The sequence below is a fragment of the Bacillus sp. 1021 genome (assembly GCF_014534735.1).
Lineage (GTDB): Bacteria > Bacillota > Bacilli > Bacillales > Bacillaceae > Bacillus > Bacillus siamensis.
In genome coordinates this window covers 552,365-566,856 of the sequence record NZ_JACVSR010000001.1, presented here as the reverse complement: position 1 = coordinate 566,856, position 14,492 = coordinate 552,365, and the positions used below count along the sequence as shown (strand labels likewise).

The 14,492-nt window shown below is 46.2% G+C and carries 13 protein-coding genes; 5 read left to right on the top strand and 8 right to left on the bottom strand.

Annotated features, from left to right (window positions below; genetic code table 11):
* Nucleotides 1-111 precede the first annotated feature (111 nt).
* Nucleotides 112-1,029 (bottom strand): heme o synthase, encoded by a 918-nt coding sequence (cyoE, locus tag ICW23_RS03095; protein WP_016936234.1) that lies wholly within the window; start codon nucleotides 1,027-1,029, stop codon nucleotides 112-114.
* Nucleotides 1,030-1,372: 343 nt separating this feature from the next.
* On the opposite strand from cyoE, the gene ctaA reads away from it, so the two are divergent.
* The gene (gene ctaA, locus ICW23_RS03090; RefSeq protein WP_188154022.1) at nucleotides 1,373-2,299 is read left to right on the top strand and encodes a heme A synthase CtaA; all 927 of its coding nucleotides are present in this window, start codon (nucleotides 1,373-1,375) and stop codon (nucleotides 2,297-2,299) included.
* Between the two features lie 93 nt (nucleotides 2,300-2,392).
* On the opposite strand, the gene pyc is transcribed toward ctaA, so the two are convergent.
* The 4 genes from pyc to glsA form a co-directional block, all read right to left on the bottom strand.
* A complete protein-coding gene (gene pyc / locus ICW23_RS03085) occupies nucleotides 2,393-5,839 on the bottom strand; it encodes a pyruvate carboxylase (protein WP_188154021.1) in 3,447 nt (1,148 codons plus the stop codon).
* Between the two features lie 75 nt (nucleotides 5,840-5,914).
* Nucleotides 5,915-7,126, bottom strand: a complete 1,212-nt coding sequence (locus ICW23_RS03080; RefSeq protein WP_016936237.1) for an FtsW/RodA/SpoVE family cell cycle protein — start codon at nucleotides 7,124-7,126, stop codon at nucleotides 5,915-5,917.
* A gap of 204 nt (nucleotides 7,127-7,330) precedes the next feature.
* Complete coding sequence (locus ICW23_RS03075) at nucleotides 7,331-7,612, bottom strand: Fpa/YlaN family protein (RefSeq protein WP_016936238.1); 282 nt, start codon at nucleotides 7,610-7,612, stop codon at nucleotides 7,331-7,333.
* Between the two features lie 107 nt (nucleotides 7,613-7,719).
* Nucleotides 7,720-8,649, bottom strand: coding sequence for a glutaminase A (gene glsA, locus ICW23_RS03070; RefSeq protein WP_188154020.1), 930 nt, complete (start codon nucleotides 8,647-8,649; stop codon nucleotides 7,720-7,722).
* A 102-nt stretch (nucleotides 8,650-8,751) separates the two neighbouring features.
* Here glsA and ICW23_RS03065 point away from each other — a divergent pair, with 102 nt between their 5' ends.
* On the top strand, nucleotides 8,752-9,228 hold the full coding sequence (locus tag ICW23_RS03065; RefSeq protein WP_016936240.1) for a hypothetical protein: 477 nt from the start codon (nucleotides 8,752-8,754) through the stop codon (nucleotides 9,226-9,228).
* Here the strand turns inward: ICW23_RS03065 and ICW23_RS03060 are convergent.
* Nucleotides 9,223-10,551 carry a PhoH family protein gene (locus ICW23_RS03060; protein WP_045927174.1) on the bottom strand — a complete coding sequence of 443 codons (1,329 nt, stop codon included), beginning with the start codon at nucleotides 10,549-10,551 and terminating at the stop codon, nucleotides 9,223-9,225. The two genes, ICW23_RS03065 and ICW23_RS03060, sit on opposite strands and share 6 nt — an antisense overlap.
* Nucleotides 10,552-10,706: 155 nt before the next feature.
* Here ICW23_RS03060 and ICW23_RS03055 point away from each other — a divergent pair, with 155 nt between their 5' ends.
* Both ICW23_RS03055 and ICW23_RS03050 read left to right on the top strand, forming a co-directional pair.
* Entirely contained in the window at nucleotides 10,707-11,333 is a 627-nt protein-coding gene (locus ICW23_RS03055) for a YhcN/YlaJ family sporulation lipoprotein (protein ID WP_016936242.1), read from the top strand.
* A 102-nt stretch (nucleotides 11,334-11,435) separates the two neighbouring features.
* A complete protein-coding gene (locus ICW23_RS03050; protein WP_016936243.1) occupies nucleotides 11,436-11,645 on the top strand; it encodes a YlaI family protein in 210 nt (69 codons plus the stop codon).
* 41 nt (nucleotides 11,646-11,686) lie between these two features.
* Here ICW23_RS03050 and ICW23_RS03045 read toward each other — a convergent pair whose 3' ends face one another.
* Nucleotides 11,687-12,007: a YlaH-like family protein gene (locus ICW23_RS03045; RefSeq protein WP_095240763.1), complete on the bottom strand. Its 321-nt coding sequence runs from the start codon at nucleotides 12,005-12,007 to the stop codon at nucleotides 11,687-11,689.
* A gap of 55 nt (nucleotides 12,008-12,062) precedes the next feature.
* Complete coding sequence (gene typA / locus ICW23_RS03040; protein WP_016936244.1) at nucleotides 12,063-13,901, bottom strand: translational GTPase TypA; 1,839 nt, start codon at nucleotides 13,899-13,901, stop codon at nucleotides 12,063-12,065.
* A gap of 111 nt (nucleotides 13,902-14,012) precedes the next feature.
* Here typA and ICW23_RS03035 point away from each other — a divergent pair, with 111 nt between their 5' ends.
* Nucleotides 14,013-14,201, top strand: coding sequence for a YlaF family protein (locus tag ICW23_RS03035; protein ID WP_016936245.1), 189 nt, complete (start codon nucleotides 14,013-14,015; stop codon nucleotides 14,199-14,201).
* The last annotated feature ends 291 nt before the right edge of the window (nucleotides 14,202-14,492 follow it).

Below are 14,492 nucleotides of genomic sequence, written 5' to 3'. Positions count from 1 at the left end.
TAAAATTCCATCTATGTATAAAAGCAAAGCCGCCTGATTAAACAAAAGGTCAAGGCGGCGTTTACTAGTTGTCATTGTTTGTTTTGGCGATCAAACAAGCTCATTATTCAATTAAAACAGCGTGAAGACCACCATTGCTACGAAATAAATGGTCATGTAATTAAGCGAATAGACAAACATAAGAGTTGCCCACTTCATAATGTTTTTCATACGGAAACCCATCAATCCGAGAACAAGCCATCCTATATTCAGCAGAGTGCCGAGAATGACGATCGGAAGACCGAGACTGCCGAGGAAAAACGGAAGCGGCAGCAGGCATGCGACCCAGACGATAATCTGTCTTTTCGTCACCTCAAAGCCGTGCACTACCGGAAGCATCGGAATGTTCGCTGCTCTGTAATCTTCCGTCTTCTTAATCGCAAGCGCTAAAAAGTGCGGAATCTGCCAGATGAATAAAATCATGAATAATACCCATGCGACAACACCGATGTGCCCTTCAACCGCTGTCCAGCCGATTAACGGCGGAACAGCGCCCGATACACTTCCGACAACCGTATTAATCGTATAGCGGCGTTTCGTCCACATTGTATAAAGAACAACGTACGTAAACACCCCGATAAAACCGATGACTGCCGCCATTACGGTGGTCATTAAAAGCATGATAAGTCCTAAAGCAATGAGTAAAATTCCTGACCACAGCGCTTGATTCGGCTGAATCTTTCCGGTAACCGTCGGTCTTACTTTCGTGCGTTCCATTAAATGATCAATATCACGGTCATAATAGTTATTAACCGCACAAGAACCGGCGATGATCAGTGAAGATCCTATTAATGTAAGAAGCACGGTGTTTAAATTGCCTAAAAAACTCAGACCGGATATATGTAACGCAAGCCACATGCCGGTAAAAGTCGTAATTAAATTCGAATTGACGATTCCTATTTTAATAAGCGAAAGGAAATCCTTCCATGCCGTCGTCTCTTCAATCTGTCCGTCTATAGCTGTATCGTTTAAAATTCTGGAATTAGCCATAACGTAAACCTCCCTTACAAACCTAAAGCAGGTTTTTTAAGACCTGCAACTCTATCATACAAGATAATGACCTGTAAAAAAACATCCTCTTAAATATTAAACGAGAAACAGGAATTTATTTGTGAACGTTTTATGAATTTTACCACATCCGCCGATTGCATAATAAAGCGGTTACTTTATTTCTATCAGACCCATCTGGAATAATCAACCCCATTATCTAAGAAGTCCTGATTCTATTATATTTTTGTGAACAAACAGAATTGAGAATTGCCACAAAACACATATTCGCTTACACTTGGTACGTATATTATTTTGTCCAGTTTGTTAAGAAGGTGAATGTAAAATGAATAAAGCTTTAAAAGCACTCGGTGTGCTGACGACATTCGTCATGCTCGTCGTGCTGATCGGCGGCGCTCTTGTCACAAAGACAGGGTCGGGTCTAGGATGCGGAAGACAGTGGCCGCTTTGCCACGGCCGCTTTTTCCCGGAGCTTAATGCCGCTTCTATCATTGAATGGAGCCACAGACTCGCAAGCGGTGTCTCAATCGTTCTCGTGCTGAGCCTCGCGTTTTGGGCATGGAGAAAAGTCACGCCTGTTTTCCGTGAAACAACCTTTCTCGCCATTATGTCCATTATCTTTTTATTTTTACAGGCGCTTCTCGGCGCATTAGCGGTTGTTTTCGGATCAAATGCGCTCGTTATGGCGCTTCATTTCGGCATATCGCTCATTTCTTTCGCTTCTGTTCTGATTTTGACGCTGCTCATATTTGAAGCGGATAAATCAGACAAAAAGCTCGTCAAGCCGCTCAGAATCGGCAGGAAAATGCAGTTTCATATGATCGGCCTTTCGATTTACACGTATATCGTCGTTTATACGGGGGCTTATGTGCGCCATACGCAATCAAGCCTTGCCTGTCCTGATGTTCCGCTTTGCAGCAGACTGAACCACGGGCTTCCATCCCAATTTCAGGAGTGGGTGCAGATGGGCCACAGAACGGCAGCGCTGCTTCTGTTCATATGGATCCTTATCGCTTTCGTGCATGCGGTGCGCTCCTACAAAGACCAAAAACAGATTCTTGGTGGCTGGACGGCGGCTCTTGTCTTTGTTTTATTACAGGCGCTCTCCGGAATCATGGTTGTTTATTCAGAAATGGCCACCGGTTTTGCACTTGCCCATTCACTCTTTATTGCCGGGCTGTTCGGCGTCCTATGCTATTTCTTATTATTAATCGCCCGCTTCCGTTATGAATCAAAACAGCGGAACATTTGAGGCGCATGAAAAGACCGAAGCATCAGAGCTTCGGTCTTTTTACATACAAAAAACCTGATCGCACATGGATCAGGTTTTTTAATGTTCATTCTTTTACGCTTTTTCAATCTCGATCAGTAAATCGCCTGTCTGAATCGGTTCTCCGTTTTTCACATGGATCTGCTGAATCGTCCCGGAGAACGGCGCCTGCACCGTCGTCTCCATTTTCATCGCTTCATTAATCATCAGATGATCGCCCTTGTTCACCTTCGCGCCGGTTTCAGTTAACAATTTAATAACTGTTCCCGGCATTGATGCTGCAATGTGGCTTGGGTTTGTCCGATCGGCTTTTAATTTTTCCTGTACGGACGATTTAATGCTTTCATCTTTAATGACTACCTCACGCGGCTGGCCGTTCAATTCGAAATAAACGACCCGTGTCGCGTCCGGCTGCGGTTCACCGATAGATACAAGTTTCACGATCAGCGTTTTTCCGCGCTCGATTTCCACTTCGATTTCTTCACCGAGCGTCATGCCGTAGAAGAAAGTCGGTGTGTCCAATACGGAAATATCACCGAAGCGTTCAGCCGTTTGTACATATTCAGTGAAAACCTTCGGATAAAGCGCATACGCGATTGCGTCCTGGTCACTCAATTCCATCTGATGCGTTTCTTTCCATTCTTCTTTAATGCCTTCGAAAGATACCGGTTCGAGCAGCTCACCGGGTCTTACCGTAATCGGCGTCTGCCCTTTCAGCACGAGCTTTTGCAGTTTTTCCGGAAATCCGCCGTGCGGCTGGCCGATCTGCCCTTTAAAAAGCTCAACGACAGAATCCGGAAAATCAAGCGTTTCGCCTTTATCATAAACATCTTGTTCTGTTAAATTGTTTTGCACCATGTAAAGCGCCATATCTCCGACGACTTTGGAAGAAGGTGTTACTTTAACGACGTCGCCGAACATGCGGTTGACGACGCTGTACATCTCTTTCACCTCATTCCAGCGGTCACCCAGGCCGACGCCTTTTGCCTGCTGCTGCAAATTGCTGTACTGCCCGCCCGGCATCTCGTGATTATAAATCTCAGTGTGCGGAGACTTCATCCCGCTTTCAAATTCACTGTAATATTGACGGACAGATTCCCAGTATTGTGACAGTCTTTCAACCTGCCGGACATCCATTTCAGGACGGCGGCTGTTCCCTTCAAGCGCATGGTAAAATCCGCTTGCGCTCGGCTGTGAAGTCAGCCCCGCCATTGAGCTGACGGCGACATCCACGATATCCACACCCGCTTCAACAGCTTTGGCATAGAGAAAGACGCCGTTGCCGCTCGTGTCATGCGTGTGAAGATGAACGGGAATATCAATCGTTTCCTTCAGCGCGGAGACAAGTTCATATGCGGCCTGCGGTTTCAAAAGACCTGCCATGTCTTTAATGCCGAGAATGTGCGCACCAGATGCCTCAAGTTCTTTCGCCATGGAAAGATAATATTTCAAATCATACTTCGTCCGGCTCTTATCAAGAATATCTCCCGTATAACAAATCGCAGCCTCTGCCACTTTTCCGGTTTCACGGACGGCATCGATGGCCAGCGTCATCCCTTTCACCCAGTTCAGGCTGTCAAAGATCCGGAATACATCAATACCTGACTCTGCTGACTGCCGGACAAATTTTTGGATGACATTGTCCGGATAGTTGGTATAACCGACGGCATTTGATGAACGAAGCAGCATCTGGAACAATGTGTTCGGCACTTCCTTGCGGAGATCTTCAAGGCGTTTCCAAGGATCTTCTTTTAAGAAACGGTACGCTACATCAAATGTCGCGCCTCCCCACATTTCAAGGCTGAACAGTTCAGGCCACAGGACAGCCGTGGGGTTCGCGATTTTTTTCAAATCATTTGTTCTGATTCTGGTCGCAAGCAGAGACTGGTGGGCATCCCTGAACGTTGTATCAGTCAGGAGTACGGACTTTTGCTCTTTCACCCAGTCAGCAAGCCCTTCAGCGCCTCTTTCATCGAGAATCTGTTTCGTGCCGTTTACCGGCTTTTCTCCGATACCTAACGTAATAGCCTGAGGCTTATCAAACGCAGGTTTTTCTTTTTTCCCGATTCCCGGAAAACCGTTTACCGTTACATTGCCGATGTAAGAAAGCATTTTTGTTCCGCGGTCCTTCTGTTTAGGAAAAACAAACAGTTCGGGCGTTGTGTCGATAAACGATGTATCATATTGCCCGGTCAGGAATTTTTCATGCTTTGCCACGTTTTCAAGAAACGGGATATTGGTCTTAATGCCCCTGATTCTGAATTCCTGCAGGTTGCGGACCATTTTTGCCGATGCCTGCTCAAACGTCAGCGCCCATGTCGACAGTTTGACGAGCAGTGAATCGTAATAAGGCGTGATAACCGCGCCCTGGAAGCTGTTCCCTGTATCAAGACGGACGCCGAAGCCGCCGCCTGAGCGGTAAGCCATAATTTTACCCGTGTCAGGCATAAAGTCATTCAGCGGATCTTCAGTGGTCACACGTGATTGTATCGCATACCCGATTGTAAAAATGTCTTTTTGCTGAGGAATATTGACGGCACGGCTGTGGAGTCCGTGGCCCTGCGCAACGAGAATCTGCGTCTGTACGATATCAACCCCCGTAATCATTTCCGTAATCGTATGCTCCACTTGTACGCGGGGATTCACTTCAATAAAGTAAAACTCACCATCCGCTACGAGAAATTCCACGGTTCCCGCGTTGATATAGCCGACATTTTTCGCAAGGGCGACAGCCGCTTCACAGATCTCGTCCCTTAATTCAGGCTGTAAGGATACACTCGGCGCCACCTCAATGACCTTTTGATGGCGTCTCTGAACGGAACAGTCCCGCTCATACAGATGGACGACATTGCCTTCTTTATCTCCGATCACCTGAACTTCAATATGCTTAGGATTTTCGATCAGTTTTTCAACATACACTTCGTCGTTTCCGAATGCGGCTTTCGCTTCTGATTTAGCCCGCTCAAACGAATCTTTCAATTCGCCCTCGCTTCTGACGATTCTCATCCCCCGGCCGCCGCCTCCGAGCGACGCTTTAATAATAAACGGATACCCGTGAACTTTTGCGAATTGTTCGACATCTTTTAATGTTTCAGCAGGCCCGTCACTCCCCGGGATAACGGGGATGCCGGCTTTTTCAGCCTGCTCTCTGGCCTTGACCTTATCTCCGAACATATCCAAATGCGCTGACGTCGGTCCGATAAATACGATGCCCTCTTCTTCACAGCGTCTCGCAAATTGGATATTTTCAGACAGAAATCCGTAACCCGGATGGATGGCGTCAACGCCGTTTCTTTTCGCAATCTCAATAATCCCTTCAATATCAAGATACGCGTCTATCGGTTTTTTGCCTTCTCCGACAAGATAGGCTTCATCCGCTTTATAGCGGTGGTAGGAACCCGAATCTTCTTTTGAATAAACGGCTACCGTTCTGATGTTCAATTCTGTGCACGCCCGGAAAATCCGGATCGCAATTTCTCCCCTGTTTGCTACTAACACTTTTTGGATGGATTGTTGTGACAAATTTCTCTCCCCCTTGGCCTAGTAAATATGTAGTTTATAATAAAGGAATATCCGTCCTGTGTATACATTTGTTTTTTACAGATACACAGATTTTTCCGTCTGCCGTCTTTTTACCCCCTTAGACGGAACGGGTTCCCTCTTTTTCTTCTTTTCTGAGTACTTGACATGCATACTGACGTTCACCAATATACCGGCGCTCGTCAATAATAAAAACATGGATGAGCCTCCGTAGCTGATAAACGGCAGCGGAACACCCGTAATGGGAATTAAACCGCTGACACCGCCGAGATTGATGAAGGTCTGAATCGCAATCATACTGGATATCCCGATTGCCAGGAGACTGCCGAACGGATCTTCACATTTTCTCGCAATATAAAAACCTTTTAACACAACAAAAGCAAGCAGCACAATGACGAACAGGACGCCGAAAATGCCGAGCTCCTCTGAAATAACCGCCATGATAAAGTCTGTATGCGATTCCGGCAGATATCCGTATTTTTGAATGCTTTCTCCGAGACCGAGGCCGAAAAAACCGCCTGAGCCGATCGCATAATACGAATTTATAATCTGCAGGCCTGATGTGCCGGCATATTTAAACGGGTTTTCAAGGCTTTCAAACCGGCTCATGCGCCCAGGCGTTAAAATATCGTCCCATTTCAAATAAATGATCGGGCTGACAAGAAGTAATACGATTCCCGCCATGATCACCAGCCTGAGCAGCGTCTTTCCGCTGAATCCCGAACACATAATGACGCAAAACGCGATCAGACCGATAATCATCGCCGTTCCGAAGTCAGGCTGAATGGCGATAAGCGCACAAATGACTACGGTGACGATCACCGGCGGAGCAACTCCTGTCAAAAGCTGATCGATATAGCTTTGTTTTTTCGCGTACACCGCGGCAAGATACAGAATCAGGGTCAGCTTGACAAATTCCCCCGGCTGAATGGCCATTCCGCCGATTTTAAACCAGCTTTGCGCGTTTCCGGCAACATGTCCGAAAACAAACAGCGCGCAAAGCGCAGCCACTGACGCAAGCAGTAATATTTTCTGGACCTTCTGATGGGCGAGCACTTTGTACGGGAAAACGGCCGCGATGATAAACAGCACGAGCCCTGCAATGACGGCGAACAGCTGCCGTTTAAAAAAATAGTCGCTGCTCACGCCGTAACGCATAACGGCGGTAATCATACTTGAACTGTATACCATTACCAATCCGAAACTGCACAGCAGAATAATAGCGCTTATCAATGAATAATCGTAAGATTTTAACATTCTTTTAAACATAACATCCTCTTTCCTGCTTAAAGCTTACGTTTAATACCTATTGCGTATTATATTTTACTATAATTCATAAACAATTTACGCAGTTTCTTTATAGTTTTTCGGATGAAATGCAGATTAATAGACCGTCTCACGAAAAGAAGATGCAAAAAAACGGTTTACGGTTATAAAAAAACCCAAACCGTTGAATAGTTTGAGTTTGATCATTTATTTTCCTGTAAACGCGTCATGCAGTGCAGACAGTTCTCTTTCAAGTCTGTCCAGCAGCTCTTTTCCGTCGTTTTCATCAACTAATCCCAGGCGGACAGCAAAATCGATTTCCCTCGACAGTCCGAACATCTGAGTATCCAAGACCTCTTCGTACAGAGGACATTGAGGCATCGTTAAGTTATCCATTTGTACTCGGATCAGCTTCAAAATCTTCTCAGCATCTGACTTCAACAGTTCGAATGCTTTCTGCTGATGGTCAACTATAATCTCTGAAGCCAAAAGTATCCCTCCGTTCCCCAGGCGAGTACCTAATTCTTCTATTTATCATAAAGGGTATCAGGTGAAATTGCAAGAGGATTTAAGCAGATGTCATGATAAAAAGTGTTTCAAAAAATACTCAGCCTGTATTTCTCAGACATGATTTCCAGAAGCTTCACACCCGCGATGCTGTTGCCTTTTTCATCAAGCGCCGGGCCGAATATACCGATTCCGAAATTGTATGGCGAAATGCCCATGATTCCTCCCGAAACCCCGCTTTTGGCGGGAATGCCGACCTTGATCGCGAATTCCCCGCTCGCATTGTACATGCCGCATGTCACCATAAACGTCTTGCAGATTCTCGCCACATCTTTTTTTATGACCTGTTCCCCGGTCTCCGGATGCTTGCCGTCAAGTGCGAATACGCAGCCGATTTTGGCTAAATCCAGACTGCTCATCTTAATCGCGCACTGCTTTGTATACAAATCCATGACCTCTTCAACATCGCCTTTAAAAATGTCATACTGCTTCATGTAATAACACATTGCCCGATTGATCATGGAGGAACCGAATTCTGATGCTGCGACATGTCTGCAATATGTAATTTCCTGATTATTCGCAAGCCTTCTGATAAATCCGAGCAGATAATCCAGACGGTCTTTCGGCGTATGCCCTTTAATAAAACTTGTAACGACGAGAGCGCCCGCATTAATCATCGGATTTAAAGGCTTGCCCGGGTTCACCGTCTCAAGCTTCACAATGGAATTAAACGGGTCGCCGGTCGGCTCCTGCCCTACGCAGCTGAATATCTTTTCCTTTCCGTAATCCATCAGGACGAGCGCCAGAGAAAGCACCTTCGAAATGCTCTGCAGCGTAAATGTCCGGTCGGCGTCTCCTGCCGTCAGACATGTATTTTCCGCATGATAAATCGTGACTGAAAGGCTGTCTTGCCTCGATTCTGCCAAAGCCGGAATATAGTCTGCCACTTTGCCTTCTCCGGTCTTTTTTTTCGCTTCTTGAACGAGTGCGTCCAGCTCCTGGTAATGCCGGCATACCATTTCGATCCCCTCACTTTGCTGCCGTTGGTTACGTCTAATTTGCGACGCAAAGTGACAATTCATGCGAAAACTTTTATACTTTAAGTAAAGGGGGGCTTCACCATGAGCGTTATTCAAGTTAAAGGCAATGTTACATACCCGATTACAATTGATCCGAGTGTCTGGATTTTCGATGACCGCAAGTTTCCGTTTGAAAACAATCAGCCCGTTCACTCAGACGGCTCGGCAGAAACTAAGGAGCATACACTCGATCCGGAACGGGTGATCAGAGAAGGGCGCATTTCGCCGCCGACTTTAAAAAGCGAAAAACGTTTTGAAAAAGAAAGATTAATGAACGGCAGTTTCGCCATGAAGCTCGGTGCTGTCTTAGCAAATGCCGAGCCGAAAGAAAGCGCTGTCCTTTGCGTATTTATTTCAGGATCTGAAAGAACCGAGGTGCCGCTTGAAAAGGCGATGGACGCAATCGCCCATTTCTGTGAGTCAGGGAAGCCTCTTCAAGACGGCGGTCCGGTCCATTTTTACGTGAACGGAAACTTTGAAAAACCGATAACAGGCGTCACAGAAATCGAAGTTCTATAACAAATCGGCCGCAAGCTGTGCAAGGCCGGATCTTTCGCCTTTCATAAGCTTCACGCTGCCGGAGACGGTTTGTCCTTTAAACCGCTCTACGACATAAGCAAGTCCGTTATTTAAACTGTCTAAATATGGGTGATCTATTTGCTCCGGGTCACCCATCAGGACAATTTTGCTGCCTTCTCCCACCCGTGTCAAAAGCGTCTTGACCTCGTGCCTCGTCAAATTCTGAGCCTCATCGATAATAATAAACTGATCCGGAATGCTTCTTCCCCGAATGTATGTCAGCGCCTCAACCTGAATTGATCCGATGCCCGCTAAAATCGCTTCAAGTTCACCCGGCTTTTTCGCATTGAACAAAAATTCAAGATTATCAAAGATCGGCTGCATCCACGGCTTGAGCTTCTCCTCTTTTTCACCCGGCAAATATCCGATATCCTTGCCCACCGGGACGATGGGACGTGCGACGATCAGTTTTTTATAAATACCGAGATCCTCAGTCTGCAGAAGCCCCGCTGCGAGAGCTAGCAAAGTTTTTCCCGTTCCCGCTTTTCCGATCAGGGTGACAAGCGGGATATCTTCTCTCAGCAGGAGTTCAAGCGCCATTGTCTGCTGGACGTTTTTCGGCCTGATGCCCCATACGTGCTCATCATCAAAGACGAGTCTTTTTACGGTCTCCCCTTTCTTATCTGTCATGCCGACCGCAGAAGAAGATCCTCCTAATTCATCTTTCATCAGCACAAATTGATTCGGATAAACCTGATGCTGCTGAAGCTCCTTGACTGAAATTTGTTTGTTTTTATAAAACGAGTCAAACCGCTCTTTATTCATAAATATATCTTTGTACCCACTGTATATCTCATCATGGTCAACGACTCTGTCGTTTAAAAAATCCTCCGCCAAAAGCCCGATGGCATCCGCCTTTACCCTGACCAGCACATCCTTGCTGACCAGAATGACGGGGCGGCCGTTTTCTTTCGTTTCCTCCTCAAGGCTTAAATTTTTTGCCACCGCCAAAATGCGGTTATCATTCGTTTTTTCGATAAAAATTTCCTGAAGCTGATGAAATGACCGGTGGTTCAGTTCAATTCTGAGCGTTCCTCCGCTTTCAAGCGGAACCTTTTCGTGCAGCCTTCCTTTCTCCCTGAGCCCGTCTATCAGCTTAGATACGTGCCTCGCATTCCTCCCGACCTCGTCCATATACCGCTTTTTTGAATCGACCTCTTCCAGCACGACGGCGGGGATGACAACTTCGTTTTCTTCAAAAGAAAAAATGGCGTTAGGATCCTGCAAAAGTACATTCGTATCTAACACATAAATTTTACTCAAGTCTCAGCCTCCTGAAAAATAAGGATCAAAGCCCAGCGTGTGCTTCTCTTTTCGTAAAAAACGGGGATGCCTGCTAAAATATATGATTTGGTGAATAAAGATAGAAGGTTAATTCAACAATAAAAGAAATGAAAGCATTAAGGAGGGAATCTGACGTGCGAATTCTTTTCATTATCATACAAGCTTTATTTATTCTGACCGGCTGCACAGCTGTACAGGATAGCCGCGGACGCAGCAATATCCAAAACGAATCAACCGATCAGGGCGGAGCAAAACCGATTCATGTGAGTGATACAGCTCCTGAAACAGCTGCGAATCCCGGCCGGACAGACATTGCAAAGCATCTAGTCGAAGTGACTGAAAAAATCCCAGGCATTACAGACGCCACCGCGGTCGTACTCGGGCGCTACTCAGTCGTCGGAATCGATGTGGATGACAATTTAGAACGGAGCAAAGTGGAAAGCATTAAATACACCGTTGCCCAAGCATTAAAAAACGATCCTTACGGCGCCAATGCCGTTGTCGTCGCTGATCCTGATACAGTCTCCCGCCTGAGAGGCATGGGCAGCGATATTAAGGCCGGACGTCCGGTTTCAGGCATTTTGGACGAACTCGCCGCAATCGTCGGACGTGTCATGCCGGAAGTTCCGAATGATGTGACCGACAATGAAAAAGAATCACCGACTAAATCGAATGATGACCAGCTGAATCAAAGAGATCAGAACAAGCTGCAAAACGAGCAGAATGATCAATCGGATCATCACATGAATAACCGCCGGTAAAAAGCAGCGCCCGCTACAAAGGAAGGGCGCTGCTTTCTTTCCCTTTGGCAGGCGGGTCATCCATGATATAATGCTTGTCATAGTGAAAGAGGTGAAAAATCAATGAGAGTTAAATGTTCCATTTGCGACAAAATTGAACAAATTGATGATGAAACACTGACAGCCAAACGCCTCCGCAACCGTCCGATTCATACATATATGTGCCAGGAATGCCATGACCGAATCAAAGTCAAAACAGAGGCGCGGCTGAATACCGGACACTTCTCCTTTCATCCAGGGCAAAAAACGAAAAAAGATAAAGTGAAAAAATAAACCAATAAAAAAATGACCCGCCGAAAGGCAAGGTCATTTTTTTATTGCGGTTTAGCTGACTGGCTTTTTTTGGACTGATGCAGACGGATTTTGTAAATGATCAAAATCAAGGCGGCGACAACAAGCCCTTCTCCGACCGGCAGAAACACACCGAAAAAAGTCAGCACGGTGCAGCCGAGCACGAGAAAGAGATAAACTGCCGCAGCCTTTAAAACCGGCAGCCTTTTGGCAAAGCCGAGTCTAAATACAATCACCGAGAGCACGACGATCGTTCCGTATAACAGCCACATTCCCGTCAGCGGATGCTCATCCACTTGGTAAAGCGCAGCAAAGAACGACAGCCGTTCACTTACTTCATTCAAAAAGATCCCCTCCCCTTTTCCGTTCGGGTTCTATCTTTTCAAATTCTGCAAGTGATTAAGACATTCCTGCTGTTTTTTTCTTTTTCGCCGCTTTTTCACGTTCGTTTTTGTTCAGGATTTTCTTTCTTAAACGGATGGATTCCGGTGTTACTTCACAGTATTCATCATCGTTTAAGTACTCGAGTGATTCTTCAAGCGACATAATGCGCGCTTTCTTAATCGTAGTCGTTTGATCCTTCGTTGCGGAACGGACGTTTGTCTGCTGTTTCATTTTGCTGACATTGACGACAAGGTCATTGTCACGGTTATGTTCGCCGACAATCATGCCTTCATATACTTCTGTGCCCGGCTCAACGAAGATGACGCCGCGGTCTTCAATACCTTGAATTCCGTAAGATGTCGCTTTTCCATTTTCCATGGAAACGAGCACACCCTGACGGCGGCCTCCGACTTGGCCTTTTTGCATCGGCTGATAGCTGTCAAACGTGTGGTTCAGGATACCGAAACCGCGTGTCAGTGACAGAAACTCAGTAGAATAGCCGATGAGCCCGCGTGAAGGTACGGTAAAGATCAGGCGGACCTGGCCGTTTCCGTTATTAATCATATCGAGCATTTCGCCTTTTCTCGCACCCATTGATTCCATAACAGAACCGGTATGCTCTTCAGGCACGTCAATCTGCACGCGCTCAACAGGCTCGCAGCTTACACCGTCGATTTCCTTAATGATAACTTCAGGTTTAGACACTTGAAGCTCATAGCCTTCGCGGCGCATGTTTTCAATTAAAATAGACAGGTGAAGCTCACCGCGTCCTGAAACAACCCATGCGTCAGGCGATGCCGTCGGTTCGACACGAAGACTGACGTCTGTTTGAAGCTGTGCGTTCAGACGCTCTTCGATTTTACGGGCTGTGACATATTTGCCTTCACGGCCTGCAAACGGGCTGTTGTTTACGACAAATGTCATTTGAAGCGTAGGCTCATCAATACGCAGAACCGGCAGCGGCTCATGGTGGTCAGCCGGACAAACCGTTTCACCGACGTTGATGTCTTCCATACCGGAAACGGCAACGAGGTCTCCCGCTCTCGCTTCTTCAATTTCCACGCGTTTCAATCCTTGGAAACCGAAGATTTTCGTTACACGGAATGATTTGACCGTTCCGTCAAGTTTCATCAATGAAACCTGCTGGCCGACTTTCATCGTGCCGCGGAAAACGCGTCCGATACCGATACGGCCGACATAGTCATTGTAATCAAGAAGCGCCACTTGGAATTGAAGAGGCTCTTCGGCGTTATCAACCGGCGCAGGGACATGTTCAAGAATCGTTTCATACAGTGATTCCATGTTTTCGTCCTGCTTTTTCGGATCAAGACTTGCCGTTCCGTTAATCGCAGAAGCGTAGACGACAGGGAACTCAAGCTGTTCTTCGTTTGCATCCAGCTCGATGAACAGATCAAGCACTTCATCGATAACTTCTTCAGGGCGGGCGAAATCACGGTCGATTTTGTTTACGACGACAACCGGATTTAAGTTCTGCTCAAGGGCTTTCTTCAGTACGAAACGGGTTTGCGGCATGCAGCCTTCATATGCGTCAACGACTAACAAAACGCCGTCAACCATTTTCATAATCCGTTCAACCTCTCCGCCGAAGTCGGCGTGTCCCGGAGTGTCCAAAATATTAATGCGTGTATCTTTATAGTTAATCGCAGTATTTTTCGCGAGAATTGTAATACCGCGTTCACGTTCAAGATCGTTTGAATCCATTGCGCGTTCGGCAATATTTTCGTTGGCACGGAATGTTCCGGCTTGGTGAAGCAATTGGTCTACCAAAGTCGTTTTCCCATGGTCAACGTGGGCAATAATCGCGATATTGCGAAGATCGTTTCGAAGTTTCACATTTTCATCTCCTAAAAAAATTAGATAACTTTCATATTATACCACACATCCTCTTTAAAAGCGTCACGTTTTTCTGTAAACTGAAAGTATGACGTTAAAGGGGATGGAAATATGAAAAAATTGAATTGGCTCTTATTATTATTTGCATTCGCAGCAGTCTTCAGCATGATGCTGATCGGCGTATCAATCGCTGAGAAAAGCGCATGGGGTGTCATCGGAAGCATTGTTCTCGTTATCGCCATGATGGGAAGCGGTTTCACTGTAAAGAAAAAAATGCGCGAACAGGGACTGCTTGATTAAAAGCATGACCCTTTGCAAAATTCCGTAAACATGAAAAGCACAATATTGTATGAAGCCTGAATGAAAAATTCAGGCTTTTTTGCATCCTCAAAACCGGTGGTATGTAAGGCTTATCTCCCCCGCCGCCTAGTCAAGAAGCCGGAAACAGCAGCATGCATCCTAGTGACAACAGCAGAGTCCCTCAGAAAAGGCAGCCGGAATTAGTCCGGTATTGTTATGAAGAAAATACCAAACTTCCTATTTCAATTCCATCACTGGATTTTTATACTTGTGGCTGTAAGCAAATACACA

Coding starts and splice junctions, on each gene's coding strand:
- cyoE (WP_016936234.1), bottom strand. CDS start 1,029: ATGGCTAATTCCAGAATTTTAAACGATACAGCTATAGACGGACAGATT.
- ctaA (WP_188154022.1), top strand. CDS start 1,373: ATGAATAAAGCTTTAAAAGCACTCGGTGTGCTGACGACATTCGTCATG.
- ICW23_RS03080 (WP_016936237.1), bottom strand. CDS start 7,126: ATGTTTAAAAGAATGTTAAAATCTTACGATTATTCATTGATAAGCGCT.
- glsA (WP_188154020.1), bottom strand. CDS start 8,649: ATGGTATGCCGGCATTACCAGGAGCTGGACGCACTCGTTCAAGAAGCG.
- ICW23_RS03065 (WP_016936240.1), top strand. CDS start 8,752: ATGAGCGTTATTCAAGTTAAAGGCAATGTTACATACCCGATTACAATT.
- ICW23_RS03050 (WP_016936243.1), top strand. CDS start 11,436: ATGAGAGTTAAATGTTCCATTTGCGACAAAATTGAACAAATTGATGAT.
- ICW23_RS03035 (WP_016936245.1), top strand. CDS start 14,013: ATGAAAAAATTGAATTGGCTCTTATTATTATTTGCATTCGCAGCAGTC.